General features: G+C 55.8%; 23 protein-coding genes and 1 tRNA gene. 10 read left to right on the forward strand and 14 right to left on the reverse strand.

Annotated elements, in window-relative coordinates:
• Nucleotides 1–310: 310 nt before the first annotated feature.
• A complete protein-coding gene (locus tag M3668_RS02850; protein ID WP_251379294.1) occupies nt 311–1,888 on the reverse strand; it encodes a DUF2079 domain-containing protein in 1,578 nt (525 codons plus the stop codon).
• Between the two features lie 83 nt (nt 1,889–1,971).
• Between M3668_RS02850 and M3668_RS02855 the strand changes: the two genes are divergently transcribed.
• Nucleotides 1,972–2,970, forward strand: a complete 999-nt coding sequence (locus tag M3668_RS02855; protein ID WP_251379295.1) for a DNA-3-methyladenine glycosylase family protein — start codon at nt 1,972–1,974, stop codon at nt 2,968–2,970.
• 64 nt (nt 2,971–3,034) lie between these two features.
• Here the strand turns inward: M3668_RS02855 and trxA are convergent, their stop codons facing one another.
• The 5 genes from trxA to M3668_RS02880 all read right to left on the reverse strand — a co-directional run bounded on the left by trxA (nt 3,035) and on the right by M3668_RS02880 (nt 6,209).
• On the reverse strand, nt 3,035–3,418 hold the full coding sequence (gene trxA, locus M3668_RS02860) for a thioredoxin (RefSeq protein ID WP_251379296.1): 384 nt from the start codon (nt 3,416–3,418) through the stop codon (nt 3,035–3,037).
• A 126-nt stretch (nt 3,419–3,544) separates the two neighbouring features.
• The gene (locus tag M3668_RS02865; protein WP_251379297.1) at nt 3,545–5,035 is read right to left on the reverse strand and encodes a catalase; all 1,491 of its coding nucleotides are present in this window, start codon (nt 5,033–5,035) and stop codon (nt 3,545–3,547) included.
• Between the two features lie 19 nt (nt 5,036–5,054).
• Nucleotides 5,055–5,474, reverse strand: a complete 420-nt coding sequence (locus M3668_RS02870) for a Fur family transcriptional regulator (RefSeq protein WP_251379298.1) — start codon at nt 5,472–5,474, stop codon at nt 5,055–5,057.
• Between the two features lie 170 nt (nt 5,475–5,644).
• Nucleotides 5,645–5,726 (reverse strand) — tRNA-Tyr (locus M3668_RS02875).
• Between the two features lie 126 nt (nt 5,727–5,852).
• Nucleotides 5,853–6,209, reverse strand: coding sequence for a hypothetical protein (locus tag M3668_RS02880; protein WP_251379299.1), 357 nt, complete (start codon nt 6,207–6,209; stop codon nt 5,853–5,855).
• A gap of 172 nt (nt 6,210–6,381) precedes the next feature.
• On the opposite strand from M3668_RS02880, the gene M3668_RS02885 reads away from it, so the two are divergent.
• Nucleotides 6,382–6,873: a YajQ family cyclic di-GMP-binding protein gene (locus M3668_RS02885; protein ID WP_237202342.1), complete on the forward strand. Its 492-nt coding sequence runs from the start codon at nt 6,382–6,384 to the stop codon at nt 6,871–6,873.
• Nucleotides 6,874–6,964: 91 nt separating this feature from the next.
• Here the strand turns inward: M3668_RS02885 and htpX are convergent, their stop codons facing one another.
• Nucleotides 6,965–7,861 (reverse strand): zinc metalloprotease HtpX, encoded by an 897-nt coding sequence (gene htpX, locus M3668_RS02890; protein ID WP_345444126.1) that lies wholly within the window; start codon nt 7,859–7,861, stop codon nt 6,965–6,967.
• Between the two features lie 132 nt (nt 7,862–7,993).
• A complete protein-coding gene (locus M3668_RS02895; protein ID WP_251379300.1) occupies nt 7,994–9,994 on the reverse strand; it encodes a sigma-70 family RNA polymerase sigma factor in 2,001 nt (666 codons plus the stop codon).
• Between the two features lie 901 nt (nt 9,995–10,895).
• Here M3668_RS02895 and M3668_RS02900 point away from each other — a divergent pair.
• Nucleotides 10,896–11,423, forward strand: coding sequence for a Fur family transcriptional regulator (locus M3668_RS02900; protein WP_251379301.1), 528 nt, complete (start codon nt 10,896–10,898; stop codon nt 11,421–11,423).
• A gap of 69 nt (nt 11,424–11,492) precedes the next feature.
• Here M3668_RS02900 and M3668_RS02905 read toward each other — a convergent pair whose 3' ends face one another.
• Complete coding sequence (locus M3668_RS02905) at nt 11,493–13,952, reverse strand: MMPL family transporter (protein ID WP_251379302.1); 2,460 nt, start codon at nt 13,950–13,952, stop codon at nt 11,493–11,495.
• 29 nt (nt 13,953–13,981) lie between these two features.
• Nucleotides 13,982–15,286 (reverse strand): SseB family protein, encoded by a 1,305-nt coding sequence (locus tag M3668_RS02910; RefSeq protein WP_251379303.1) that lies wholly within the window; start codon nt 15,284–15,286, stop codon nt 13,982–13,984.
• Nucleotides 15,287–15,486: 200 nt separating this feature from the next.
• On the opposite strand from M3668_RS02910, the gene M3668_RS02915 reads away from it, so the two are divergent.
• Together M3668_RS02915 and rarD are read left to right on the forward strand one after the other, a co-directional pair.
• Complete coding sequence (locus tag M3668_RS02915; protein ID WP_251379304.1) at nt 15,487–16,824, forward strand: DUF6882 domain-containing protein; 1,338 nt, start codon at nt 15,487–15,489, stop codon at nt 16,822–16,824.
• Between the two features lie 78 nt (nt 16,825–16,902).
• Nucleotides 16,903–17,820 carry an EamA family transporter RarD gene (gene rarD / locus M3668_RS02920; protein WP_251379305.1) on the forward strand — a complete coding sequence of 306 codons (918 nt, stop codon included), beginning with the start codon at nt 16,903–16,905 and terminating at the stop codon, nt 17,818–17,820.
• A gap of 37 nt (nt 17,821–17,857) precedes the next feature.
• On the opposite strand, the gene M3668_RS02925 is transcribed toward rarD, so the two are convergent.
• The 3 genes from M3668_RS02925 to M3668_RS02935 all read right to left on the reverse strand — a co-directional run bounded on the left by M3668_RS02925 (nt 17,858) and on the right by M3668_RS02935 (nt 20,327).
• The gene (locus M3668_RS02925; RefSeq protein WP_251379306.1) at nt 17,858–18,619 is read right to left on the reverse strand and encodes an amino acid ABC transporter ATP-binding protein; all 762 of its coding nucleotides are present in this window, start codon (nt 18,617–18,619) and stop codon (nt 17,858–17,860) included.
• A 32-nt stretch (nt 18,620–18,651) separates the two neighbouring features.
• On the reverse strand, nt 18,652–19,446 hold the full coding sequence (locus tag M3668_RS02930; RefSeq protein ID WP_251379307.1) for an amino acid ABC transporter permease: 795 nt from the start codon (nt 19,444–19,446) through the stop codon (nt 18,652–18,654).
• Nucleotides 19,447–19,562: 116 nt separating this feature from the next.
• The gene (locus M3668_RS02935) at nt 19,563–20,327 is read right to left on the reverse strand and encodes an ABC transporter substrate-binding protein (protein ID WP_251379308.1); all 765 of its coding nucleotides are present in this window, start codon (nt 20,325–20,327) and stop codon (nt 19,563–19,565) included.
• 229 nt (nt 20,328–20,556) lie between these two features.
• On the opposite strand from M3668_RS02935, the gene M3668_RS02940 reads away from it, so the two are divergent.
• The 5 genes from M3668_RS02940 to M3668_RS02960 all read left to right on the forward strand — a co-directional run bounded on the left by M3668_RS02940 (nt 20,557) and on the right by M3668_RS02960 (nt 24,959).
• Nucleotides 20,557–21,255, forward strand: a complete 699-nt coding sequence (locus M3668_RS02940; protein WP_353055958.1) for a demethylmenaquinone methyltransferase — start codon at nt 20,557–20,559, stop codon at nt 21,253–21,255.
• 122 nt (nt 21,256–21,377) lie between these two features.
• A complete protein-coding gene (locus M3668_RS02945; RefSeq protein WP_251379696.1) occupies nt 21,378–22,400 on the forward strand; it encodes a polyprenyl synthetase family protein in 1,023 nt (340 codons plus the stop codon).
• Nucleotides 22,401–22,708: 308 nt separating this feature from the next.
• Nucleotides 22,709–24,301 (forward strand): sodium-dependent transporter, encoded by a 1,593-nt coding sequence (locus M3668_RS02950; RefSeq protein WP_251379309.1) that lies wholly within the window; start codon nt 22,709–22,711, stop codon nt 24,299–24,301.
• Nucleotides 24,302–24,304: 3 nt separating this feature from the next.
• A complete protein-coding gene (locus M3668_RS02955) occupies nt 24,305–24,457 on the forward strand; it encodes a methionine/alanine import family NSS transporter small subunit (protein WP_251379310.1) in 153 nt (50 codons plus the stop codon).
• Nucleotides 24,458–24,578: 121 nt separating this feature from the next.
• Nucleotides 24,579–24,959, forward strand: coding sequence for a cupin domain-containing protein (locus M3668_RS02960; protein ID WP_251379311.1), 381 nt, complete (start codon nt 24,579–24,581; stop codon nt 24,957–24,959).
• Here M3668_RS02960 and menD read toward each other — a convergent pair.
• Entirely contained in the window at nt 24,956–26,638 is a 1,683-nt protein-coding gene (gene menD / locus M3668_RS02965) for a 2-succinyl-5-enolpyruvyl-6-hydroxy-3-cyclohexene-1-carboxylic-acid synthase (RefSeq protein ID WP_251379312.1), read from the reverse strand. The two genes, M3668_RS02960 and menD, sit on opposite strands and share 4 nt — an antisense overlap.
• Nucleotides 26,639–26,669: the final 31 nt, after the last annotated feature.

Genomic DNA, 26,669 nt, shown 5'->3' on the forward strand with positions numbered 1-26,669 from the left:
TAGAAGCCAGTGACAGGTGGGTTAGATCTCGTGGCAACGGAGCTAACGTGTCTCTGCACGTGTGTGCAGGTGAAGGAGGCGCGCTTGGGCGAGCTGATACTTATCAGTTTCTCTATCGGTGGCTCAACCGTCTCACCTGTGCCATGGGGTGAAAGTTGAACGCGCGTAGCCCTGTCTGTGCCAGAAAATGGGCATGGGCGCTAAGAGAATCGTCGGGGGTTCCCGATACTTACGGTCTCAACTGTACAGGAGGTTTTGTTGTTTAAGGTGCTGTGGTGATGGAAGGTACAGCACACCTTATCTACCTCTTCTAGTCACTGATTTTGCACACAACATCGATAGTACCGACGCTGTGGTGGGGCAGGTAGGTAGCTTGGTAGCGCTCTGAGGCGTAAGCGGCGATGTCGGTGGGAGCTTTGCCGTTCCAGGCGCTTCCCAGCCTGTCAATGACCACATAGTCGGGGGCAGGTTTACCCTCGTGCCCAATCCAGTAGACGGTGTTCGGCTCGACCAGGTAGGTAAGCACCGAGAGGTCAGCAGCAACGGTGGTACCTTCCGGAATAGAGGCCAGTACCTTGTATTTAGCGGCGTCCGATGCTGAGAGCTGGGAGGTAGCAAAACTAGGGTCTGTTAGTTGCCAGAGGGGCTGCTGCGGGGTGAGTGCCACCGCTACGGCTAGTGCTAGCGCGGGCAGACCCTGGGGTGCTAGGCGGCGGTAAGACTGCCGGAAGCGAGCGCTCCTGCCCGTTCCCCCACCTTCAGTTCGCTGGGGCCGCGCACAGACATCCAGTAGCGCTAGAAAAACAATGGGCATGAGCACCAGGGAGTAGTGCCAGGTCGAAAGCCAATAGCCCTCCTGCGGGGAGAGGAAACGCCAAAGGAGGGTGGGGAGGGCAATGAGGGCTAGAGGACTAGCTACCCAGGCGAGGACGCCGACCAGCAGAATGAGCCCCAGGGAGGCTGATTTTTGCCAGGGGTAGAAGAACTGGGCCAGAGCACCCAGTGGGTTACCGATAGCAGCTCCCACATCCAGTTTATCGGAGTAGTCGAAGATTCCCCCGGTGTTGAAGTAGGGCAGAATCAGCCCTACAGCGAGCAGGGACCAGGTGAGGCCCCACAGCGCCAGCACGCTTGTTTCCGCAACAGCAGGGGTACTGATCCAGGATGAAAGAGCGGTGCGCAGACGCTGACGCACAGTGGTGGGGTCTTTACTCGCTGAGGGGAACACTAGGTCAGTAGCTTGCCTCAACCAGCCGGTACGAAGCAGGGCGACCAGCCCTATAGCGGTGACCGTAATACCGATATCCTCTTTGACAAAGACAAGCGGGGCGGCCCAGTAGACGGCCCTCCGCAGCGCTTTTGCAGGCTGATCAGTCACCCTTGAAATTACCAGGTAGCCCAGGGACATGACCAGCAGAGGCAAAGCAAAAGCCACCTCGTGGAACTGCACGGAAACGGCCTGTTGCACCCCAAAGCTGAGTGCATACGCAACGCCCAGGCAGAGAGCTGAGACGGTAGGTAGCACCTGCTGAGCAAACCGCACCAGCAGGTAGACCGATAACGCAATCAGAGCATTTTGCACGTAGAGCAAGGTTGCTGGACTGGGCCACACATAGTAGAAGGGCGTCAGGAGAAGTGTGATGGGGTGAAAGTGGTCCCCCAGCAGATTAAAGCCCTCACCCTTAATAGGGACGATGGGGGCTTGGCTGTTGGCATAAGCCTTGGCCAGCTGAGCAAAGATTCCCAAGTCCCAAGAGGGGATGACAAAATGGCGCCATTGAAACCAGGAGTAAAGGCTATAGAGCGCAAAAACGACCAACGCAAGGGCAGCAGCGAGCGCCCGCGCGCGGGTGCGGTGTGTCTCCGGGAGTAAAGCTAACGGTGCCATGAGCCTCTTAGATGCGGCTAAAATCTGTCCGTCCCAGTATAGAGGAGGCTCTCTTCAACTTATCCATTGGTAGTCATGAGAAAATGGTGACCATGTTGCGGGCGTCCTTCACCCTTGAGCCAAGCCACAGGTTGCACCTGGGGCAGACCTTTGCTCCCCTGCAGCGTGGCACTTTTGACCCGCTCTTCAGATCGGTGAAGGATGTTCGCGGACAGGCTTACTGGGCTACAGCCCGCGAGGGCAGCACCGGTCTTCTGGTTCGCTTTCGCCGGGAAGCCGGGGGAGGTTTAGAAGCTCCAGTGGCGGTCACCCTCTGGTCTGAGGCTACTGGCGCCCAGGCCGTTGCTGATTTTGAGTCTTTTGCCCGCAGGGTTCCCGCCTGGCTGGGTGAAGATGACCACTGGTCTGCTTTCTACGGGTCGGATACCTGGGAGCTCCTCCCCCAGCGCCTACAAATTACTCGTGCGCACAATCCGGGTTTACGGTTACCTGCCATCGGTCTGCTCAGCCAGAACCTGATTCAGGCGATTACCGAGCAAAGGGTGACAGGTATCGAGGCGATGGGCGGCATGCGTGCCCTGCTGCGTCAGTATGGTCAGCCGGTGCCTGCCACCGGTGAGCCGGACCAGCCTGCCGGTATGCTCATCTTCCCTGAAGCCTCAGTATTTACAAGTATCCCCTCGTGGACCTGGCATCGGGCCGGTTACGACCGTGCCCGGTCTGATGCCATTGTGCAGTACGCGCGAACCGCAAATTCTTTTGAACGCCTGGCATCAGCAGGTGATGTGGCACCCCTAGCGCGGGCCTTGGCGTCCTTACCCGGTGTAGGGCCATGGACGATCTCTGAGACTCTACAGCGTTTCTGCGGGCACCCCGATGCGGTATCGGTGGGTGACTACCACCTGGCACACCATGTAACCTATGCCTTTGACGGCAGGCGCGGGGACGATGCGCGCATGGTTGAGCTATTAGCCCCCTATCGAGGGCATCGGCAACGGGTCGTTAGCCTAATTAAGGCTGCGGGCATTTCTGAGCCACGCCGCGCAGCTCGTCTAGCTCCAGAAGATCACCGGTCCTTCTAACTTTCCCCATAGAAAAACCGCCACCGGGTAGCACCCGGTGGCGGCCAGAAAACTTGTTGAAAGCTTATTCGGCGTTTTCTTGCTGAGCCTTTTCGGCGTCAGCGACCTGCTGGTGAACTTCAGCCATATCGAGGCCCTGAACGGCTTCGATAACCTGATCGAACTGCTGAGCGTTCAACGCGCCGGGTTGAGAGAAAACGAGCACTCCTTCACGGAAGCCCATAATGGTGGGGATAGAGGTGATGCCCGCAGCGGCTGCGAGCTGCTGCTGGTCCTCGGTATCTACTTTGCCGAAGGTGATGTTCTCGTGCTTCTGCGAAGCCTCTTCGTAGATAGGAGCGAACTGCTTACAGGGGCCGCACCAGTCGGCCCAGAAGTCGAGAAAGAGAATGTCTGATGATTCGACGTTCTGGGTGAGGTTTTCTTGCGTGATTTCAATGGTTGCCATGAAAAACACGCTACAGGTTTAGCGGTGTTTTTCCAAGCGGTTTCACTTTGAAAGAACTCTCAACGACCAGCAAGAAGCCCACCTTCTCCCTGAGAAGGTGGGCTTCTGAGCTAGCAAGGGTGAAGCTTATGCTTCGCCGGCACCAACGGGGTCATCCCCACCCTGGCCATCGCGGCCGCGGGCTTCGAGCTTGGCGCCGAAGTCAGCATCCACGTTCTTCCAGTACTGGATGAAGCGGGGGTAGATGATGTCGTCCAGGTCAGGTGCTTGACCTGCCAGGGTGTCCAGCATACGCTCGCGCTGCTCTTCGGTGTAAACCTCGCGCAGCAAGGTGCGTGCCTGACCGAAGTCATCGTCCTCAGCGTGCAGGGTGTAAGCTGCGCGCACCAGGGCGCCATCTGCTTCCCAGCCGTTATCTACAACAGCGTTGTCATCGCTCTGATGACCGCGGCCGTAGGAGTTGGGTGCATAAACGGGAGCATCGCCGCTGTGGAAGTATTGCATGTGGCCTTCCTTGTCGTACGAGTTTACCGCGTTGATGGGAGCGTTCACTGGCAGCTGGTTGTAGTTAGTGCCAATGCGGTGACGCTGAGCATCGGGGTATGAGAAAACACGGCCGATGAGCATCTTGTCGGGGCTGATGCCGGTACCTGGAACGGTGTTGGAGGGCGAGAATGCAGCCTGTTCAATCTGTGCAAAGTGGTTGACGGGGTTCTCGTTCAGAGTGAAACGTCCAACCTTGATGCGTGGATAGTCCTTCTTTGACCAGGTCTTGGTCAGGTCGAAGGGATTGAAGCGGTACTTCTTGGCGTCCTCGTAAGGCATGATCTGAACGTACATGGTCCAGCTGGGGAAGTCGCCCTTCTTGATGGAGTCAAAGAGGTCACGACGGTGATAGTCGGCATCTTTACCAGCGAGCGCTTCAGCTTCTTCGTTAGTGAAGTTCTCTACGCCCTGGTCGGTAAGGAAGTGGTACTTGACCCAGAACTTCTCGCCACTCTCGTTGACCCACATGTAGGTGTGGGATGAGTAACCGTTCATGTGGCGCCAGCTAATAGGCAGACCGCGGTCGCCCATCAGGTAGGTGACCTGGTGAGCGGACTCGGGTGAACGAGTCCAAAAGTCCCACTGCATGTTGCCATCGCGCAGTCCTGAATCGGGCAAACGCTTCTGGGAGTGGATGAAGTCGGGGAACTTCATGGGATCACGCACGAAGAAGATGGGGGTATTGTTACCCACCATGTCGAAGTTACCCTCTTCGGTGTAGAACTTCAGCGAGAAACCGCGCACATCGCGCCAGGTATCGGGTGAGCCGAGCTCACCTGCAACGGTGGAGAAGCGTGCCAGCATGCGGGTCTTCTGACCGGGCTGCAGGAAGTCTGCCTTGGTGTACTGGGAAACGTCTTCGGTGACTTCCAGTTCACCGAAGGCGCCGGAGCCCTTAGCGTGGGGGCTGCGCTCGGGCACACGCTCACGGTCGAAGCGTGCTAGCTTCTGTACCAGAGCTACGTCGTGCAGCAGCAGGGGGCCGTCATTGCCCACAGATAGTGAGTGAGCATCTGACTGACGACGCTCACCGGTTTCGGTCGTCGAGGGGATGGTGGGGTCGAACTTCAAGGTCGTTCTCCTTCTTGTGTTAAGGGGTTTGACAATCGGCACACACTCCCCGAAAGAGCACTTCAGCGATTTTTATATCGAAGCCTGTGCCCTTTGGCGGGTGCATGCAGGGTGTCGCCTGCTCGAAGCAGGGAATGTCCTCCAGTCGCCCGCACACGGTGCAGACAATATGGTGGTGGTTATCCCCTGAATCCAATTCGAACCGCGATGTCCTTCCGTCCACTGCGGCCCGTCGCAGAATCCCAGCGCTTGTGAGGGCGTTGAGAATGTCGTAAATAGCCTGCGTCGAGACTGAACCCAGCCGCTTGCGCACCTCCGCTGCGATGGCATCAGCCTGCAGATGGGGTTGCTCAGCGACCACGCCAATCGTCGTTACGCGAGGGGCAGTTACGCGCAAGCCGGCACCCCTGAGGGCCTCCGTAATTTGCTTGCTTTCCATACTCCCATTCTAAATCAGTTTTCTGGAATCATTCAAGATTACGGAGGGTTCTGTCTAAATTAACTTTGAGTAAACGTCTGAGATCCTGGTGTAGCACCGGTAGCCCTTACCCGGTGAGTAAAGGGAAGTTTAAACAAAAAATCCCGGTTCATAAGAACCGGGATTGTTTGTGGCAGATGAGGGATTTGAACCCCCGTAGGCAATGCCAGCTGATTTACAGTCAGCCCCCTTTGGCCGCTCGGGTAATCTGCCGTGTTCAATTTCTTGAACCGTTCGTTTGAGCGAACAGTAGAATACTTTACACGCCTTTGCAGAGTTTGCAAACTCTAGGTGGTATCTGTGACTAAGCCTACGAAACCAGAGGCTTGGGCGACTGTTTTAGGAGGTAACCGTGAGGGACAGCTCCTGCTCTAGCAAGAGCGAAATCTCCATGTTTTCAAGATAGGTATAAGCCTGCTCCACGGTGCACATACCGCTGAGAATTTCACGACCGAGATTTTCTTTGACGCCCTCAAAGCGTGCGCGGAGGGCTTCAACATAGAGTGTTGAGCCAAGATTAGGCGCAAAATCTAGAGGTTCAGTCTCTTGAGAGAAACTCTCCTGGTCAAGTTCAGCAATCAGGTTTTTGTAGTCGCGTTGAACCTGTTCTTCGCTCACCTTCATTTCAGCGAGCGGGTCAGATGACAGTGCATTGCCCCCGTGGGGTGCCCGTATCTCTTTTCTGTTTTCGAACATACCCCCTATTCTCGTCCATCAAGGTTAATCCTTCCTGAGAATTTAGTGACAGTTTCATAACGATTTATATTCTGAGCGAGAAGGCCCTAAGACAAGGTACCGTTATAGGTAACACCACCCCGCACCCGTGGGGCCTATACCGCTCTATCTATCCACGAAAGAAGGCGCGCTCATGGCTAGCGATTCATCATTCGACGTTGTCTCTAAGGTTGATAAACAAGAGATTTCTAACGCGCTCAACCAAGCTCAAAAAGAAGTAGCGCAGCGCTACGACTTCCGCGGCGTTGGCGCTGAGATTGATTTCTCGGGCGAGAAAATTCTCATTAAGGCTAATTCAGAGGAGCGAGCTCTAGCTGTGCTCGATGTTTTCCAGTCCAAACTGGTTAAACGTGGCATCTCGCTCAAATCTCTGGACGCCGGTGACCCCTATGCATCTGGTAAGGAATACCGTATCGAATCTTCTATCAAAGAAGGTATCGCCCAAGACCAGGCTAAAAAAATCACGAAACTTATCCGAGATGAAGGCCCCAAGAGCGTTAAGGCAACCATTCAGGGTGATGAGTTGCGCGTTACCTCAAAATCTCGCGACGATCTGCAGGACGTTATCGCACTGCTAAAGGGTGCTGACCTTGAGGTAGATCTTCAGTTTATGAACTACCGCTAAAGGCCAATTGGCCTAGCCTCGCAGAACCTCACAACCCCTACCGGGTTTACCCGGTAGGGGTTGGTTTTATTAGACGTAGAGTGCCGAGAGCTTAGAGCTGACCGTTCCCCCGAGCCATCGCTTCAAGACGAGCAATGCGGTCAGCCATGGGCGGGTGAGTGGACATCATGTTCTTCACACTACCCCCACGAAAGGGATTGGCAATCATCATGGAGGCAGTTCCCGCCACCTGCCGGTTATTGGGGTTCATGGGATAGCGTGAAATGCCGTTTTCAAGTTTGTGCAGAGCAGAAGCCAGCCCCAGCGGGTCACCGGTCAGCTGCGCGCCGTCCTCATCAGCATCATATTCACGGGTACGGCTAATAGCCATTTGCATGATACCAGCAGCGAGAGGTGCAAAGAGGGCAATCAGCAGTGAGAAGAGAAGACCACCACCACGGTTTTCGTTATTGCCGCCGCCACCAAACATCATGCCAAATGAAGCAAAATTGGCTACCGTACCAATCACCGAGGCAACCGCTGCTGCGATAGAACCGGTCAAAATATCACGGTTATAAACATGCATCAGTTCATGCCCTAACACCCCTCGCATTTCGCGCTCATCTAAAAGCTGGAGGATGCCCTCGGTGCAGCACACAGCAGCATTCTGCGGGTTACGGCCGGTAGCGAAGGCATTAGGGGTCATTGTGGGGGCCACGTAGAGGCGTGGCATAGGCTGGCCGGCTTTAGCTGAAAGTTCCTCAACAATGGAGTAAAGACCTGGTACCTGTTCACGGGTAACGGGGTAGGCCTTCATCGACTTAATAGCCAGTTTATCGGAGTTCCAGTAGGTGTAGGCAACGGTAATCACACCCAGCAAACCGAACAGCAGAATCCAAATTGAACTACGGGTAAAGGCCGCGAGACCAGCGCCGATGAGGAGCAAGAAGCCAATCATGGAGCCCAGGAGTAGCGCCGTTTTTAGGCCGTTATTGTGGTGGTGCTGCACTTTTAGCCTTTCTACTGTTGATGACCGCCAGCGTGCCGGTCTTTATTAAAGAATAAACCTCATCACTCCGTGGAGGGAGCTTGTCAGCTGAGGGCTATCAACCCATGGGCTGCTGACGACCAGCCCATACCTTTAGCGGTAGCAAGCTACCACATCAATAGAGGGTAAACCCAGAAATTCCTTAAGAATATAGATGGCATGGGGGTGCTCCAAAACCACCTGGGGGATATAGGTTATAAAGAATACTTGTTCATCCCAGACCGAATAACGAATGATGCAAAGACTGTTGCCGGCGATGGGTTGACCGAAGGCATCCCAGGGCACGCTCTGCATAAATTCTTGGTATTCAGGGGTTCCTACCCAATCGTTAGGATCAGCCGGGGTAGCTGGTTCCACAGGCTCAACCGGCTCAACTGGTTCCACGGGCTCAACCGGCTCAACTGGTTCCACTGGCTCAACCGGTTCCACAGGCTCAGCTGGCTCAACTGGTTCCACAGGCTCAACCGGCTCAACCGGTTCCACAGGCTCAACCGGTTCAACCGGTTCAACCGGTTCAACCGGTTCAACCGGTTCCACAGGCTCAGCAGATTCTGCTGGCGGCAGGGGGGCAATCGGATTGGTGGGATCAATAGGATTATCGGGGTCATTTGAAACCGCGGGAGATAAAGGATCAGTAGCTGCCCCGTTACCCTCAACATTGCCAGGTAATCCTGCATCAGATGGAGTTCCATCCCCATCTCTCGCGGATTCCTGCTCTAGTTGGGGACCGGGTGCTAAGGAATCGGAAACCTCCAAGGATTCCTCTGAGGAAGTGCTGTTGCTTCCCCCAGCACCATCTGCACTGCCAACAGAAGATTCATCAGAGGATTCACTAACAACATCTTCTTCGAGCGATTGTGCCCCAACCGCCCCATCTAGTCCTTGTGAAGCTGGGGCCATCTCAGGGTTGCTTGCTTCATCAGCTAAAGAGCGGTCAGATCTATCCGAGCTTGCATTCTGGCTCTGCACCTTGTCAGCAGCACTGGCACCGGCAGCGTCATTTTCTGCTCCCCCTCCCCCCTTGTCTTGATTACCGTCAGAGTCTGATACTTCCTCAGTCTGAGGTATTGAGAGGCCCTGTGCTGCTTGGGAATCTGTGGTGGATTCGGCAGAATCATCCACGTGTGAATTGCCGACCATCACGATGCCTCCCACAAGAGCGAGCACAGCGGTGATAACGGCGGCGGTACCTGCAAGTGTTGGGTGACGTGGAATAGGCTTCTTATTCATTCCGCCTAGCGACGCGCTGCCGCCGGCGGTTACGCCGGTGGCTGTAGCACCGGTAAGGAAGGGCACTAGCACGCGTGAGCTGTCGGTAACTATCGGCAGTAGCCCGGCCAAAACAGGAAAAACCCACACACGCATTGACTTGTTGATTCCGGATAGCGTGAGGTATTCAGAGGTGCAGTAGCTACACTCTGCCAGGTGAACCCGAAGTGCCTCGGTGCGCTTCCTGGTGAGAGACCCACGAACCATGGAGCTGAGGTGCGGGTTGTACTGTTCACATTCACGGGTTTTAGGAGCATTTTGGTGTGCCTTCAAAAACTCTTCTCTGAGGCTCTCACGGGCACGGGTAGCTAAAGCTGACACAGCATTGGCTGAAAGGTTGAGGCTCATGGCGACCTCGCGCGGCTTCTTTGCTTCAACCTCGGTCATCCACAAAACTGTCTGCCACCGTTCGGGCAGGGATGTGAAGGCGGCAATAAGCTCATCGGAGTCATTCAGGTGGAGCACCGTTTCATCTATGGAGCTAGCTGACTCGAGGTAGTTATCCTCACTGGGAACTTCTTTCTGACGAATAAGCCCGTTTTCAGCTGCCAGGTGGGCGATAGTGGTCGCTAGGTAACCGCCCATAAATGTCTTGGGGCCTTTACCATTTTTGAGCGCCTGGAGTATGCGAACAAAGGCCTCAGAAACAATATCTTCTGACAGAGTGGGGTTAGAAGTATGTTTGATAGCGACGGCCCGGGCCATGCTGACGTAGCGCTCGTACAAAATACCGTAGGAATCCAGCTTCCCTTCACGGATATCAGATAGCAACAGTTCATCAGACGGCCCGCTATGCGCCGTAGTAGTGGCGTTACGCTGCGGCATAAAAGCTCCCCATCAAAGACACGCCCCGCCTAGTCAAAAAGGGGCTGTCTTTCAGTCTATCGACAAATGAGACTCAATAAAATGTCACAGCAAAAGAGTGATGTAGATAAAAAAGTAGTTTGGCTAAGGCCCCGGGCCTTAGCCAAACTATTGCGACCCTAGAGCCAGAACACACCACGCGGTATTCCGGGCTGAACGCTTGCGATAGCATTCTTTCCTCTTAGGCTTTGTAGGTCTTTTCAGTATGCAGTTCAAGCGCTTACTGGTATCACCACCCGCGAACGGTCGTGTTACCTGTTGCTCTCTTTTTCTCTAGTTCTAATGTAGCGAGCATGTACGATGCAGAGCCCGCGAACGGCCCTGCACTTACTATGCCTGTCAGGTGTGGGGGGCTACCGTTCTTTTCAGCGGAGGTAGCCTCCCGGGTAGCATCGGGGGATGCTACCAAGCTTCGTTCCTTAACTGCTTCCCAGTACAGCTAAGGTCTTCCGCCCCAAGTGCGCTGGTCTCCATGACCTTTGCACATATGTTGTCCGCTATTACTATCTCTGTGATTTCCCAAGACCACAGAGAAACCGAGCCTCCGGGCCATCTGACTAGTAATAGCACCGGTCTGCTCAGTGACAGTTTTGTACTGTCATAGATAAAGAGTGGTTTTAGGGTAAAACATGACGCGAAAATTCAGAAAAAGAATAATTTTTTTGTAAAGTTTTTTTCTTATAGCATCTGACAAGGCAAAATAGCACCTTAGGGGATGTTACGAAGAGTGCTTACGCACAGCAATCTCTCTGGAGATAGCTTCAGAAAGCCGGGATTCACAGAAAAACTACCGCCAAAGTCAAAACTCGATCCACATACGCCGCTTATTGTGAAATATTCTGAACAAGCTTAAAGTGGGGGGATGACCTCTTACAATGACACCTCATCAGCAGACGGTTGCCACCACCTTCCTGGTTACACCCCAGCGCCAGCGAGCGCCCATCACGAAAGATGGTCAGCCCAGCTTCGGTCCAAAGGTAGGCGGGTTACCAAGCAAAGGCTCGCTGTTCTCACAGCGGTGCACGAGCACCCGCATTCTACAGCCGATACCATAGTCAAAGCGGTAAGAGTAGAGCTTCCTCATATCACCGTGCAGTCGGTCTACGTAGTCCTAGCTGATTTAACGGATATCAATATGTTGCGCAAGTTTGATCCCCCGGGGTCTGCTGCTCTCTTCGAAACCAGAACCGGCGATAATCACCACCACGCAGTCTGTATTAGATGCGGCAGGATTGAGGATGTCGATTGCGCCATCGGAAGCGCGCCTTGCCTGGCCCCCCAAAGCCTCAACGGTATGACTTTGCTGAGCGCGGACGTCCTCTATCAGGGTATCTGCACCAGTTGTCAGAGCAAATCAGCAGCTGAGCTAGCGGACCAGCAGGCACGCTAAGGGTCAGCGGATTTCTAACACAGTTTTGAATCACCCGTGAGCTTTGATTCAAGGCTGTGGATCCGTAACCTATTGGGCTACATGCTTGGGACTTTCTTCCTGCGTGCCTCCTTCTTTTGCCCCGAAAGGCCAGTACCAGGCCTTCTCCCCTAGAAGGTACATGGTGGCAGGAATGAAGGTGGTACGAATCAGGAATGCGTCCATGGCCACTCCAAGCGCTAGGGCGAAGCCGATGGGCCGTACCGCCGTAAGATGAGAGAATATGAAGCCGGCGAATACGGCAATCATAATCACCCCACAGGCGGTAACGACTCTGCCGCCCTGACGGTACCCCAGCAAAACGGCGTCCTGCGCAAGATGTCCAGCCCTGTGAGCGTCTCGCATGCCTGAGACGATAAAAATCTGATAGTCCACCGACAGCCCGAAGAGTATGCCGATCAGTAAGATGGGCAGAAAGGCCAGGATGGGGCCGGGTTGAGTGACCCCGAAGAAATCCCCCAGCCATCCCCATTGGTAGACAGCCACCACAGCGCCAAAAGACGCCAGGGTAGAAAGCAAAAAGCCGATTGTTGCCATGAGCGGCACCAGCAGGGACCTGAAAACAAAAGCCATAAGAACGAGGCAGAGGCTAATAACTACACACAGGTAAAGTGGCACTGAGCTGGAGATGCGCTCTGAAATTTGAAGGTTAGCGACAGTTTGACCTGTTAACCCTACAGTCGTAGCAGTTGCTTTCTCCGTGGCTTCTATTTTCTCTACCATGGAGTGCACGGTCTCAGCAGTGCTATCGGCGCTAGGTCCCTCTGCCGGGAAGAAGGCTAGGAGGGCGGTGCTTTGGTCTTTGCTGATTGCCCCAATTGCTATGCTATCGATGTCCTTAGTCGTGAGCCGGTCGGCCACATCAAGGGCGACAGCCCGCAGGCGATCCTCGTCAGTGGGTACTGCAAGAGTAACCTTCGCGTAGATAGGGCCATTAGCCCCTTCGCCAAAGTGCTCGCTGATGGAATTGTAGGCGGCAAAGGCAGTGGAGTCCGGCGTTTGGTAGGAGCCATCGGGCAGACCCAAACGGAGCGAGGCGGTGGGAATAATGGCAATGAGCAAGATTGCCAGTGATAGCAGAATCATGCTCACCGGGCGGCGGGTGACGAAGCCTCCCCAGCCACCGCGGGCACTCTCTAGCTGGGCAATTGCCTCCCTACGATTTTGGGGCAGATGCTGAGTGTCCTTGTGAGCTGGTTGGGAACAGCTCGCGGTCTCCCGCTGTTTTTTAGTGAGTACACGGTAGCCCAGAAGCGAGAGTACAGCGGGAACGAGTGTAAGAGAAGAAGTAATAACCAGGGCTACAGCGAAGGCTCCGGCCAATCCCATGATGGAGAGAAAAGGTAGGCCTGTAAGGGTCAGGGCCGCAAGCGCAATAATGTTGGTGAGACCCGCAAAAAGCACCGAATGCCCCGCAGTTGAGTTGGCATCTGCAACCGCCTCTTGTACGCCCTTGCCCGATATGAGTTCCTCGCGGAAGCGGTAAAGGATGAGCAGGGCATAGTCAATGCCTACGCCCAGCCCTAGCATCAGAGCTAGCACCGGGTCAGTCGCTGTCATTCCCACAAAAGCTGTACTGGCATAGACGAACCCAACTCCCACGCCCGCACCTACAAGCGCGAGAATCAGAGGCAAACCTGCCGCTAGAACCGTTCCGAGTGTAACGAGCAGAACCAAGAAAGCGACCGTTAGGCCGAGTGCTTCTGAGGCTCCAACCACACCAGAAACATCCGAAGCCAGTTCATAGCTGTAGTTGACCGTCATCCCCTGATCTTCAAGAACATTAAAGGCCGCAAAGATATTTTCTCGCTCTTGGGGAGTCAGCGAGTTAGGGTCCTTACTCAAAGCGAGGGTAACGAGGGCAGCTGTACCATCAGCGCTGATGGTATCTGTTTCACCGGCGAGGGCTAGCTCACGCTCGCCCGTTACTAGGCTGTCTTCTTCCCGTTTGAGATTGACTTCCGCCCGCTCAAGTTCCTTTTCCTGGGCCAGCAATTCCGGGGCAATGTCTGCGATAGCCTCTTCGCTGAGCCCTTCCGGCAATGCTGAGCGAGCTACGGCAGCAGCAGCCTTACCCTGCTCTAGCTGGGTCTGAGCTTCCGCAAGCTGAGGCCGGGCGGCCTCCAGGCCCTCCTCGGCGTCAGCTCTTTTCTCAGCAGTAATGAAGGGGTCAAGCACACCGGCGATATCGGGCAATTCAGCGGCTGAGGTAAGCGCATCTGCAACCGCTTCGCGCTGATTCGGTGAAAAGCCTGTGGACGATTCAATGATGATTTGGCCTCTAGCGACTCCTTTTTCAGGAATCTTAGCCTGTAAATCCTCTTGGACCGTTGTAAAAGCTGCACCGGGAATTGTGTACTGGGCAGTGGCGCCTTTGGACAGGGTCAGTGCTCCAACACCGGCCAACACTAAAAGGAGCAGCCATACTGACACCGTCGCTCGGGCATGCCGAGCAACAAAAAAGCCGAGGGCACGCAGGGCACCAGTCATGAGAGACTCCTGACCAAAAGCATCATGAACTACTGAGATTCTACTATTGAAATAAGTTCTCGAACCTGCTGCATAGGCAGAGTTGCATGCGGGTTAAGCGCGTTGATGCGCACCCGATCAGCATCACCCGCTGCGAGCAGTTTCAATACCTCCATCGCCGGGGCGGTGCGCACTTCAAGTGAGGGATCCAAGGCAGCTATTTCGGTGGCTGAGGTAAAGACCAAAGCCGTTTTTCCTTCCTCAGCGCCATCATTGCGCATCACCACGGGGCGGCCAGCGGTATCACCTTGACGCACTCCCATGAGAAGAACTGAGGCAGGGGCCCCTAAAGCGGTGAGCAGACTGCGCATATCACCTTCAACCAGCGCCCTCTTGGCCGGCTCGTTGTGCGGGGTGCTCACTGCCCACTGGAGCTGAGCTTTTTCAATAAAGCACTCCTGCGGTGTTTGGGGGTCAAGCACCAGCACATCAATGGCCTCATCATGGACTACCTGCAAGAAAACTTTCATGGCAGGCTCTACCTGTAGCCGCAGGTCTCCCCCACCCAACCTTGCAGCAGCGTTCTTCGCCTGTTCAGGTGAGGAGTAGGCCGTGAGAGCTTTCAAGCCGTTCGTTAAGCTCAATACCTGGTAGCGCACCTGGAGAGCACCGTTATCCGACGTAGTGCTCTGCGAGATATCCATAACGACGTTGCCGCCCTCGCATGCCCTTACCACGTTAGCGAGCGCTGCCTCGCTGCGCTGGGCAGCAAATGCTTGTAGGGCCGAGTTGAGGTAAGGGTTCACTTCGTCTACCCCGGATGCAGCGGGGGCATCAGCTATCCCCAAACCGCGACGTCCGGCTAGACGGGTGGCTGCCCACTGCGGCAGCTGACCTTCGGAACGAGGGAAGGTCTTAAGGTGGGAACGAATATCCCTGCCGGTCAGGCCTCCTTCACCACCCCAGTCCTGAGGTTCATGGGAGTAATCATAGGAGGCCCCAATCTGATACTGGGGCGAGGGCCAACCGGTAGCAATCACCACTACCGATGCGGTGAACCAGCTGCCCTGCCCCTCAACGAAAGCAGCATGCTGAAGTTTTTCAATATCAGCGACCACCGGGCTGTCTTGCTTCACCGGCCCTGTAGACCCTACGTAATCTTGACCGCCCCTCGACTCGGTGATTCTCACAAAAATAGCGTCAGATAAGGGTTTTATATCTAGCGTCAGCTCATCCCAGCCCGGTTCCAGCCGTGCCGCACCCAGCATCCAGCTACCAATACCGTTTAAGGCCTCCTGCACCATGGCGGGGCGATCTTCTGGTCTATAGCAGGGGCGGGTTTCAGACATACTCATCAGTACCTGTTCCTTGGTTTGCGGGGTTCTCGTGAAGCCCGCTCTTCACTTCTTACCTCCCATTAAACCAAGAAAGTAAGCACCAGGTCTTTGGCTCTTCTCACAGCTCACTACTGAGCAGATAAAGAAAGTAGTAAATAGTGGACGTCTTGTAGCAGAAAATGTGCACCAACCCGGCAACAGTTGTTAGCCTTAAGGCTATGACTACAACACTGCAGGATCTGATTGACGATTCAATCTTTATTTCCACCGAATACCAGGCCCGCCTTGCTGAAATTTCAGGAGGCGCAGAATGGACGGTGGATTTCTCTGCACCGTCATTCACCCTCCAGTCTGATGACTCCGTCACCCTGACCCCCTATCTGCTCGGCACAGAGTCAGAGAACCGCGGTTCCTGGATTTGGTCCTGGCAGGAGCTCGGGCATTTCCCCGAGCGCGTGGTCTCAGCGGCAGTGCAGACTCGTACTGGCGGCGCACAACACGGTATTTCCGAACTGACCACCGATGAGCTCCCCTTGGACGAGGGTCTGGCTCGTAAGCTCACTCTGGCAGCTAAGACCCTGACCGGGGCTTACGCGCACTACCCGGTTACCGCCGGTGCAGGTGTGCGTGCCTGGATTCTCCTAGAGGGGTCACAGCTAGAACTCGATGCCCCCACCGTTAACCGTATGGGTCAGGTCATGGCGCAGGCTCTACAAACTGGTACTGCTGTGAACCACCTGCGCGCCGTAGATTCCTATGCCAAGCTACGCGGTGCCCACATTGCGTGGGACACCGAAGCAACTGCTGTCATTACTGCTACCGACGGCGCGCTGCGCCTCTGGTTTGATCAAGGCAAGATCTCAGGGATTGAAGCTGCCGAGCCTACCGTTGGAGCAGATGAATTGGCCCGCTTGGCTATAGCCGCTCAGGACCAGAGGGAACAGCTCGTCGCCGAGCGTGACGAGGTTGAGCGCCTAGCTGCAGCTGAAGCAGCTGAGCAAATGGCTGCACGCGAAGCGCAGGCTCAGGCAGCTGCTGAAGAAGCCGCCCGTGAAGACGAGGCCCGTGCCGAGGCTGCCCGTCTAGCCGAGGCTGAGGAACTGGCAGCTGAAGAAGCTCGTCTGCAGGCACTTGCTGAGGCTGAAGCTCGTGCAGCAGAAAAGGCGAAGGCTGAAGAGGTGGAGGGTACGGTATCAACCGACCGCGTCTACCCCAACGCTGACCAGCCCTTTGATCAAGAGCCCACCGAGGATGCTCAGCCCGGCCGTGTCACTACCAGCACCATTGCTGATGAGGACATCGTCACCGCAACCGAAGATGAAGATAATGAGCTGCTGACTTCCGAGGGAGAGTCCGTTCAGACCGAGCAGACCGCAGGTTCGCTGGCTGCTGGCGATCTTGAAACAAACCAGGATCAGGCTACGGAGCAGGCAGGTGGCGACATTCGCCTGGCAGGCGCAGCACCTGACTTTGAAGCCGAACGCGCTGAGGCTGCAACTAAGCCTCAGCCTAAGGAAGAGAAGAAGGGCTTCTTCAGCCGCTTCTTCGGTCTCTAAACCACCACCATCCAGATGGGGCGGTAGCACTACACAGGTGTTACCGCCCCTTCTCTGCCCCGCGTAAGACCAGGAATCATGACGCACCCAGAGAGCAAAGAGCCTGCAAACCGCGGGGTAATCTATGTTTTTCTTTGCTACCTTATTTGGGGTGTTTTCCCACTCTATTTCTTACTGACTGCCCCAGCCACACCCTTTGAAATCGTGGCGGAGAGAGTGCTCTTTAGCCTGCTTTTCTGCGCAATTTTGGTGCCGCTCACCCGCCAGTACCCAGCGCTTCGCAGGGTGCTAGCCAGACCGCGCACCCTTCTCTTACTGGGAATTGCGGGGCTGCTTATTTTTGCTAACTGGTTGCTCTACATCATTGCAACCACCAGTGGAAATGTCATGGAAGCATCTTTGGGCTACTACATCAACCCCATCGTCTCGGTAGCTCTGGGGGTAGTAATTCTAGGCGAAAAGCTGAGGACGTTGCAGTGGGCCGGTATCGCTATAGCAGCTCTAGCAGTGCTCGTCATGTGTTTCTTCTACGGGTCTGTGCCCTGGCTGGGATTGGGGCTGGCTTTTAGCTTCGGTCTGTATGGTCTGCTAAAAAAACAGGCTGGAAACGTTCCAGCGGTTGTCTCACTGACCGTTGAGACTCTACTGCTCTCACCCCTTGCCATTTTTATTATCTGGCATTTCGCAGCCACCGATCAGCTCACTCTCTTCACGCAGGGAACCGCCCACTTCTGGATTCTTGCAGCCTCAGGCTTGGTCACCGCCGTCCCCCTCTTAATGTTTGCCGGGGCAGCTTCCCGGGTGCCACTCTCGATGCTTGGCATGGTTCAATATCTGACCCCCACCATGCAGTTCGTGCTGGCTCTTTTCGTTACTCACGAGACGCTCAATACTGGCCGCTGGGCTGGCTTCATACTGATCTGGGTGGCTGCCGCCTTCTTTATCGCTGATTCGGTACAGGTCCTAAAAGCACAGCGCCGGCTGAGAAAAATCTAGCCGGCGCTGGGAGGTTTCAGGGCGTGTGCCCCGCTTTTTACTGGGCGGTGGGGTTGAGTACGCGCGAGAGGAAAAGCTGAGTGCGCTGATGCTGGGGGTTGCCGATGACCTCATGGGCGGGACCCTCTTCAACAACAACACCACCGTCCATAAAGACCACGCGGTCAGCGACGTCGCGGGCGAAGGCCATTTCGTGGGTCACCACAATCATGGTCATCCCCTCGGCGGCGAGCTGGCGCATAATGCTGAGTACATCCCCCACGGTTTCGGGGTCCAGGGCGCTGGTCGGTTCGTCAAAGAGCATGAGTTGGGGGTCCATGGACAGGGCACGGGCGATAGCCACGCGCTGCTGCTGACCGCCCGAGAGCTGATCGGGGTGGCGGCCTGCCTTGTCAGCTAGGCCCACCTTTTCGAGGTTCTCGAGGGCAATCTTCTGAGCTTCAGCCTTGGACCGTTTCAGCACCTTGATCTGAGCAACGGTGCAGTTTTCAAGCACGGTGAGGTGGGAGAAAAGATTGAATTGCTGAAAGACCATGCCCACATTAGTGCGCATCTTGTCGATATTTACGTCCGGGTCAGTAACCGAGTGACCCGCAACTTCGATCAGGCCTGAGTTGGGAGTCTCCAGAAGATTGACGCAGCGTAGCAGGGTGGATTTACCCGAGCCAGATGGGCCGATGAGACAGACCACTTCACCGGGGCTGACGTTGATATCAATACCTTTGAGCACTTCAACTTCACCGTAGGACTTGTGCAGATCCTTGATAGTGACTGAGGCGGGAGCAGAATGTGATGTCATGAGGTGTCCTTAGACGTAGAGCTGAACCGAATTTACTTACGGGAACGCGCGCCAGCACGCTTCTCGAAGTGGCGGGCAAGCAGCCCTAAGGGAACGGTAATAATAAGATAGCAAGCGCCCGCTACGACCAGGGGTGTTAGACCAGCGCCGCTAGCTGAAATGCCCTCACGCCCAAACTTGGTGAGTTCGTACTGGGCCACAGACATGCCCAGCAGGTAGACCAGGGAGGAATCCTTGGTGAGCAGGATGATTTCGTTGGTCAACGGGGGCAGAACAATACGGAAGGCCTGGGGGATGATAACGGTCATCATAGCGCGGGAGTGCCCCATACCCAATGAGCGGGCAGCCTCATACTGACCCTTGGGCACTGCCTCAAGGCCGGCACGTAGCACTTCACCGATGTAGGCTGCTGAGACCATACCTAAAGCAAGCATAACCGTGACGTAGTTGTTGAGACGCAGACCGAATGCCAACGGAATACCGTAGCCAAAAGCAATGAAGACTAGCAGGGCGGGTAGACCGCGGAAAAGCTCAATGTAAAGTGTGGATATCCAGCGGTATGGTGCAATGGAAGAAATCTTCATCAACGCCAGCAGCACACCCAGGCTGAGCCCCACCACGAAACCCAGCGCGGTATAGATAAGGGTGTTCTTGAGGGCTACCGTGATAACGCCCGGGAACTGGTGGGCAATAATGTCTGGGTTGAAGACTTTATCGCGCAGGGTGCCCCAGTCCGCGACAATCACCAGCACGATTGCAATCAGAGCCAGCAGCGCATACTGCGAGTAGCGCCAGTAGTTTTGTTTCTGCCGGGGTGACAGTGCCATGATCAAGTTTTCCGTTCGTTGGCAGGTCAAATATGGATAAAGGGCAGGACGCCGCAGCGCGGGTTTCGCGCGAAACCCGTTCTGCGGCGTCCTTGCTTCAGAATATGAGAACCAGTTTACTCAGAAATACCCAGGTACTTCTCACGAAGATCCGCCATACGGCCATCTTCTTCCATAGCTGCCAAGGTCTTGTTGGCAGCCTCAAGAAGATCTGAATTCTCGGTAGCAACCGCACCAGCAATCTGCTCACCGGTTTCAATCTCTTCAACAACAGTGAGGGTCTCATCGCTGGTCAGCATTTCTGAGAGCACGGTGATGTTACCGACCACGGCGTCTACCTGGCCGGTCTGCACAGCCTGCAGCAGAAGACCGTTGTCTTCGTACTGCACGGTATTAGCACCGGCGTCCTGGGCGTACTTTTCACCGGAGGTTGCCTGCTGCACGCCAACCTTGGCGCCTGACAAGTCAGCAGCACCGGTAATGGATGAACCTGACGGAACCAGCACAGCGAGGTTGTCATCGACATAAGCCTCGGTGAAGTTCATAACGCTCTTGCGTTCTTCGGTGATGGTGATACCTGAAAGTGCTAAATCACACTGCCCTGAGGACAGCGCAACGCCCGACTGGATACCCTCAAAAGAGGTGCTGAACATTTCTGAAGTGACGCCGAGGTCTTCAGCGATAGCCGCGGCGATGTCAGCGTCCAGACCTACAATCTTGCCGTTCTCTTCGTATTCGAAGGGGGCGTAGGGAGGGTTGGTGCAGACAGTCAGCTTGCCCTCTGCAATGAGAGAGATGCCGGATTCAGTGGTACCGCCGCTGCTTCCGCAAGCAGTCAACATCAGGGCTGCCGCAGCGAGGGCAAAGGGTGCTTTCTTCATGGGGTGTCCTTAAAAAGTGTGGGCATAAAGCAGTATCTGATGTCTTATTGTGCCTGTAGCTGAGTAAAAATTCAAGATAATGCATGAATATACATAGCTATGTTTAAGTATCCTACCTCACACCATGTGACCCATCAGTAACCAAAGACCACCCCACCACCCCTAAGATTCTTTAAGCCCCCGCCATAACCAGCATGAGCTTTAGGGGCAAACATGAAAGAATAGCAGGGTGAACCGAGCAGACCTTAACAAAAAGACCACTGACATCTCTTCAATGTTTGACCAGGTAGCTGAACGCTATGACCTGATGAATGGCATTATGTCGCTGGGTCAGCACCTATACTGGCGCCAACAAACCGTCGCCGCCGTGGACGCCCGTCCCGGCCAAAAGGTATTGGATATTGCAGCCGGCACCGGCACTTCCTCCGAGCCTTTTGCCGACGCTGGGGTGAAGGTTGTTGCTGCTGACCTATCAGAAGGAATGCTGGCAGTGGGCCGGCGCCGCCGCCCCGATATCGAGTTTGTCCAGGCAGATGTCACCAACCTACCCTTTGCCGACGAGGAATTCGACGCCGTCACCATGTCCTACGGGCTACGCAATGTGGCTGACTACCCTCAGGCACTTCGTGAGCTCTACCGAGTGACCAAACCTGGCGGACGCATCGTGATTAACGAATTCTCAACCCCCACCTTCACTCCCTTCCGCCTGGTCTACCGCAACTACATCATGAAGCTGATTCCACCGGTGGCACGGGCAGTTTCATCCAACCCTGAAAGCTATGTCTACCTCGCTGAATCCATTCTTGCCTGGCCCAACCAGGACGAACTGGCATGCCACTTCCGTGAGGCCGGTTGGCAGGATGTGCAGTATCGCAACCTTACCGGCGGTATTGTGGCCCTCCACCGCGGTTTCAAACCCAAAAACTAAACCGAAAGATGCCGGTAGACTAGAAACCGGCCATCTCTTGTACGCGCACATTGCGCACCCCCAAGATTGTGAAAGACATCGTGACTGAACCCACCGGCTCACCCCTAGCGGCAGACGCCCTCATGCCCGAAGCTGACTTCAACCTGCCCAAGGGCTTTGATCCCATTGCCCAGGACCCTGTGTTAGGGCCCAAGATTCTGGAGGCTCTCACTGAGGTTGAGGTACGACTGGAGCGCGCTGTAGCCCAGACCAATCACCTCGCTGATGTTGCCTCACGCCACCTGCTCTCCGCAGGCGGCAAACGGGTGCGCCCCCTCTTGACCCTCCTGGCAGCTGAAGCCGGTGGCGGCATCAATGACCGCGTCATTGACGCTGCCGTGGTGGTTGAGCTGACCCACCTTGCAACGCTGTACCACGACGATGTCATGGACGATGCCCCCAAGCGTCGGGGTGTGGATACCGCTCAGAATATTTGGGGTAATTCTGTGGCTATTTTGACCGGTGACCTGATCTTCTCGCGGGCTTCCCTGATTGTTTCGGAGCTGGGCGGACGCGCCCTAGCGGTGCAGGCTCAGACCTTTGAGCGACTGGTCTTGGGTCAGCTCTTTGAAACAACCGGGCCTGAGAAGCACGAAGACCTGCTTGCTCACTACATAAAGGTCATTGAGGGCAAGACCGGCTCTCTGATTGCAGCCGCCGGATCTTACGGAACCATTCTCTCGGACTCACCGGAAGCAACCGTGCAGATGCTGGCCCGCTACGGTGAGCTCGTAGGCGTAGCCTTCCAGCTGGCAGATGACGTCATTGATGTCACCAGCTCTGGCGTGGCGTCCGGCAAAACCCCCGGCACCGACCTGCGCGAAGGCGTACCGACCCTGCCCACCATTCTGCTAGACCGCGCAGCCGCAGCAGGTGACCTAGAAGCCCAACACGTGCAGCAGATAATCCGCGGAGACCTCAACAGCGACGAGGCACTCGCAGAGGCTGTGGCGGCCCTGTCTGCCCACCCGGTCACCGAAGAAGCCTGGCAGGTAGCCTACCGCTGGGCTGATGATGCCATCGCAGCTATTGAGCCCCTGCCTACCTCGGTCATTAAAGAAGCGCTTAAGTCATTTGCACACGCCGTAGTGCACCGCGATAACTAGTCGACCAAGTACTTCTCAAGTGCCCGTCAGCCCTCATGGCTGGCGGGCACTGCTGTTTATAATACAAACCAAAGGCCACCATATGAGAGTTGATGTGTAGAATAGCTTCATTACTGCGTTGAGAGTTATGTTTCAACACAGCAAAAGGTCGGTTACCCACCGGTAACCTGGCCTTCAGGCTCAGCAGCACACCCAGCCGCAGGCGCCCGCACCAATAACCAGCACCACCTACGTGCCCAGGTTCAGCAGCACCTTAAGCGCCGTCCACGGTGCCTTTCTACATGTACACACACTGAGGAACTACCATCATGAGTTCTACCTCAACCAGCGCACCCAAAAAGCGCGAAGGCTTCTCAAGCCGCAAGGTCTTCATTTTTGCTGCCATCGGTTCAGCCGTGGGTCTTGGCAACATCTGGCGTTTCCCCTACGTTGCCTATGACAATGGCGGCGGTGCCTTTATGATCCCCTACCTGGTCGCCCTGCTGACTGCCGGTCTGCCCTTCCTCTTCTTTGACTACGTCATCGGTCACCGTGCCCGGGCGTCCTCCCCACTCGCCTTCCGCCGCCTAAACCGTAAAACCGAGTTCATCGGTTGGTGGCACATGGGCATCAACTTCATCATCGCTGTCTACTATGCAGCGATTCTGGCCTGGGCCGCCCGCTACGTCATTTACTCTTTCACCCACGAATGGGGCGATGACCCAGCGACCTTCCTGATGACTGACTTCCTGCAGGTCTCAGACCCCGCAGCCGGAGTCACCTTTGACTTTGTGCCCGGCATCCTGATCCCCATCCTGATTATCTGGGTTCTCTTGGCCGTTGTTATGTCTCTAGGCGTGCAGAAGGGCGTTGGCCTTGCCAACATCTTCTTCATCCCCCTGCTGGTCGTCATGTTTGTTGCCCTCGTTGCCTACTCACTGACCCTCACCGGCGCATGGACAGGTCTTGATGCACTCTTCACCCCTGACTGGTCAGCACTGACCCGCCCCGAAGTATGGGTAGCAGCTTACGGTCAGATCTTCTTCTCACTGTCCATCGGTTTTGGCATCATGATCACCTACGCCTCCTACCTCAAGAAGAAAACCGACCTCACCGGCACCGGTGCTGTCGTTGGCTTCGCCAACTCAGGCTTCGAGCTGCTGGCAGGCATCGGCGTCTTTGCAGCCCTGGGCTTCATGGCAACCGCAGCAGGCATCGGCGTCTCCGAGGTAGCCACCTCAGGTATCGGCCTCGCCTTCATCGCCTTCCCCACCATCATCTCTCAGGCACCGGGAGGCACCCTCATCGGCGTGCTCTTCTTCAGCTCCCTGCTCTTCGCCGGTTTCACCTCCATCATCTCCATTGTTGAAGTAATCGTTGCCGGCATTGAGGACAAGTTCAACCTGGGCCGGGTACGTTCAACCCTGCTAGTGGTCCTGCCTATCGCCATCATCTCAACCCTGCTGATGGCAACCACTTCAGGCCTCTTCGTCCTGGACATCCTCGATAACTTCGTCAACCAGTTCGGCATTCTCGCCGCAGGTTTGGTCTCCATCTTTGTGGTCGCCTACCTGGTACGAGCCCTTCCCACCCTGCGCGATCACATCAACGCTCGCTCCTCCTGGAAGATGGGTAAGCTCTGGATGATCCTGCTGGCAGGCGTCACCCCGATTATTCTGGGCTACTCACTGGTTAATACCTTCATCAACCTCATGAATGAGCCCTACGAAGGTTACCCGGCAGAAATGCTCAACATCTTTGGTTGGGGCATGGTTGTCGTCTTGCTGGTCGCAGCGGTTATTATTTCTCTGCTCCCCTGGCCTAAGACCTCACGCGCATCACTAACCCCGCCGGCTCCCCCCGTTTCAGGCGGCAAAGTGCAGCACGACCACGTTGATTCAGCCGCACAGAAAGGTCTATAAGCCATGAGCACACCGGCAATCATCATGCTATTTATTTCAATCGCCCTCATCTGGGGCGGGCTAGGCGCCGCTTTGGTGCACATGTCCCGTCACCCCGACGAAGCGGGCAGTGAACCAAACGATGGCAGCGAAGTATCTACGTCCACCCAGCTCTAGCTAGCTCTCTGCATAGAAAGTGCCCCGGCAGTTATTGCGATAGCTGCCGGGGCACTTTTATGTTGCTGAATAGAGGGGTAAATTGGTGTAATAGATACTTAATTTATGAGAGGTTAGCGCCATGCCCGGAACTCACGAAGGAACAGCCCTTGTCTTCCCCCACCTACCCCAGGCACTCAAGCCTTTTGACACCAAGCCCCAAGCGAGAAAACTGGTGGATGCTGACGGCGCCAACCTGGTCTTGCTCAGCTTCAAAAAGGGGCAAATATGGCGTGAACACCATTCGGTGCACCCTGTAGTAGTCCAGGTGCTTTCCGGAGCTGTTGATTTTGAAGTCAAGGGGCAGATCTTGCAGCTTCAGCCCGGCTCGCCCATCCACTTGACTGCTTATCTGCTGCACGAGGTACGCGCCACAGAGGATGCCACAGTCATGGTTACCATGCTAACCGGCGAGCGTCATGACTCCGCCCGTATCAATCTAGACGGGGTGCACGCCCTCTAGGGGTGTACAACCTCCAGACTGATGCCGTTCTTGCCCCAGGCTGACGCCAGCTCTTCGAGATTGGCGCTATGCGGGGTGGTGAAAAAGCGCTGCACGGTAGCACCGAACTGCTGCGTGCGCCCCAACTGACCATGTTCAAGGGTGGCAAAGATGCCGCCGCCACGGTCATCCAGCACGAGAATTTCAACATCGGGGGTGCGCTCTAGGGGACCAATATTCAGGGCACCAAGATCGTGGAGGAAGGTCAAATCTCCGCAGAGCACTCGCACCTTTGTGTTGAGCGCCAGTGAAATCCCGCTAGCAGTGGCAATAGTGCCATCAATACCGGCTAAGCCTCGGTTAGCAAAAACTTGGGGGCTGCGAGCAGCGGCAGGAGCCACCAGGTCAAGATCACGGATAAGGTTCGAAGAACCCAGCAGAAGCACCGCATCATCTTCCAGGCAGGCTTCCCAGGCGCGCAGTGCCAGGGAGAAACCCGGGACGCGGGGGTCAACCTCGGCGTCGTAGGTTCCGTTGGTACGATAATCTGCAACCTTCTGGCGCAGGGTTTCTTGCAGTGCTGCCCCGGCCTGCACCCAGGCGTGCAACCAGGGCTGCCCTTGGTCAGTCTTCCCGCCCTTACCAGCAAAATCTGCTAGCTGGCGCAGGCTCTCTAGCACGGGGTAATCCAGCGCGCCAGGCTGATGCCAGGGGGGCGGGCTGGGCTCGTAGATAGCACGTTCAACGCCCTTATTAGCCAGCAGGGCTGCAACCGGGCGGCTGAGAGTTGTGTGGCCGAAAATGACGGCGCGTTCAATCTGCTGCCCCAGTTCTCCGGCTAATATATGGCGGTATGCTGGCACAGCAACCGGTGAGAAACGAGCGTTCGAGGAGGGTTCAGCCAGCAGGGGTAGACCCAGTTTCTGGGCAAACTGCTGAGCAAGTGCACCTGCCCCGTCACCTGCAACAACCACGGTGCGATGGGAGCCTGCGGGCAGGTCATTGGAGCGCAGCCAGCTTTCAGCGGTGAAATCAAGGTGGCGGGGGTGGGGCGGTGCAGTAGTTGCCACTCCCTCCCGCAAAGACTGCGCCCAGCGCTGGAGAATTTGCGCATCAGCTTCATGAGGTGTCAGTGGAGTATCGAAAGCAATATTGAGGTGTACTGGGCCAACCGGCTGGCCAGAGGGCTGACCCCAGTTCTCAGGATTCCGCCCGGTGAGTGCCGCAAGGGCGCGGTGAAAGGCAGTATTTTGTGGGTCATCTTCAGCTGCAGTGTAGTTTTCTAGGGCGGCAAAGGCACGCACGTGGCGCCCCAAAAGGGCACTTTGATCGGTGGTCTGATTAGCTCCGGTGCCCTGCAGGCGTGCAGGCCTGTCAGCAGAAAGGACGGCCAGAGAAGCCCCTGAATGATAAGCCTCCATAACTGCAGGCAAGCACTCCCCCACCGCTGTGCCGCTGGTCGTGACGACTCCTACGGGAGCTCCACTGGCACGGGCGATACCCAGGGCAGTGAAAGCCGCTACCCTCTCATCAATGCGAACATGTGCCTCTATCACCCCGGCGTCCACCAGTGCACCGATAGCATAGGTCAGTGGGGCTGAACGGGACCCTGGCGAAACGAGGACGTGCCGCATACCCGTGCGCACCAGGGTGTCGAGCACGGTCACAGCGGTCATGATGGAGGGGCTAGGTGAAGTCACCTCACCAGTTTACTCCGCCTGGGCTTGGGGC

Source organism: Rothia sp. P100 (genome assembly GCF_023712425.1).
In the GTDB taxonomy this organism is placed as follows: Bacteria; Actinomycetota; Actinomycetes; order Actinomycetales; family Micrococcaceae; genus Rothia; species Rothia endophytica.

Bases quoted from the DNA above. Each gene is read 5' to 3' on its own strand.
- M3668_RS02850 (WP_251379294.1), bottom strand. From the start codon at position 1,888: ATGGCACCGTTAGCTTTACTCCCGGAGACACACCGCACCCGCGCGCGG.
- M3668_RS02855 (WP_251379295.1), top strand. From the start codon at position 1,972: ATGGTGACCATGTTGCGGGCGTCCTTCACCCTTGAGCCAAGCCACAGG.
- trxA (WP_251379296.1), bottom strand. From the start codon at position 3,418: ATGGCAACCATTGAAATCACGCAAGAAAACCTCACCCAGAACGTCGAA.
- M3668_RS02870 (WP_251379298.1), bottom strand. From the start codon at position 5,474: ATGGAAAGCAAGCAAATTACGGAGGCCCTCAGGGGTGCCGGCTTGCGC.
- M3668_RS02880 (WP_251379299.1), bottom strand. From the start codon at position 6,209: ATGTTCGAAAACAGAAAAGAGATACGGGCACCCCACGGGGGCAATGCA.
- M3668_RS02885 (WP_237202342.1), top strand. From the start codon at position 6,382: ATGGCTAGCGATTCATCATTCGACGTTGTCTCTAAGGTTGATAAACAA.
- M3668_RS02895 (WP_251379300.1), bottom strand. From the start codon at position 9,994: ATGCCGCAGCGTAACGCCACTACTACGGCGCATAGCGGGCCGTCTGAT.
- M3668_RS02900 (WP_251379301.1), top strand. From the start codon at position 10,896: ATGACCTCTTACAATGACACCTCATCAGCAGACGGTTGCCACCACCTT.
- M3668_RS02905 (WP_251379302.1), bottom strand. From the start codon at position 13,952: ATGACTGGTGCCCTGCGTGCCCTCGGCTTTTTTGTTGCTCGGCATGCC.
- M3668_RS02910 (WP_251379303.1), bottom strand. From the start codon at position 15,286: ATGAGTATGTCTGAAACCCGCCCCTGCTATAGACCAGAAGATCGCCCC.
- M3668_RS02915 (WP_251379304.1), top strand. From the start codon at position 15,487: ATGACTACAACACTGCAGGATCTGATTGACGATTCAATCTTTATTTCC.
- rarD (WP_251379305.1), top strand. From the start codon at position 16,903: ATGACGCACCCAGAGAGCAAAGAGCCTGCAAACCGCGGGGTAATCTAT.
- M3668_RS02925 (WP_251379306.1), bottom strand. From the start codon at position 18,619: ATGACATCACATTCTGCTCCCGCCTCAGTCACTATCAAGGATCTGCAC.
- M3668_RS02930 (WP_251379307.1), bottom strand. From the start codon at position 19,446: ATGGCACTGTCACCCCGGCAGAAACAAAACTACTGGCGCTACTCGCAG.
- M3668_RS02935 (WP_251379308.1), bottom strand. From the start codon at position 20,327: ATGAAGAAAGCACCCTTTGCCCTCGCTGCGGCAGCCCTGATGTTGACT.
- M3668_RS02945 (WP_251379696.1), top strand. From the start codon at position 21,378: ATGCCCGAAGCTGACTTCAACCTGCCCAAGGGCTTTGATCCCATTGCC.
- M3668_RS02950 (WP_251379309.1), top strand. From the start codon at position 22,709: ATGAGTTCTACCTCAACCAGCGCACCCAAAAAGCGCGAAGGCTTCTCA.
- M3668_RS02955 (WP_251379310.1), top strand. From the start codon at position 24,305: ATGAGCACACCGGCAATCATCATGCTATTTATTTCAATCGCCCTCATC.
- M3668_RS02960 (WP_251379311.1), top strand. From the start codon at position 24,579: ATGCCCGGAACTCACGAAGGAACAGCCCTTGTCTTCCCCCACCTACCC.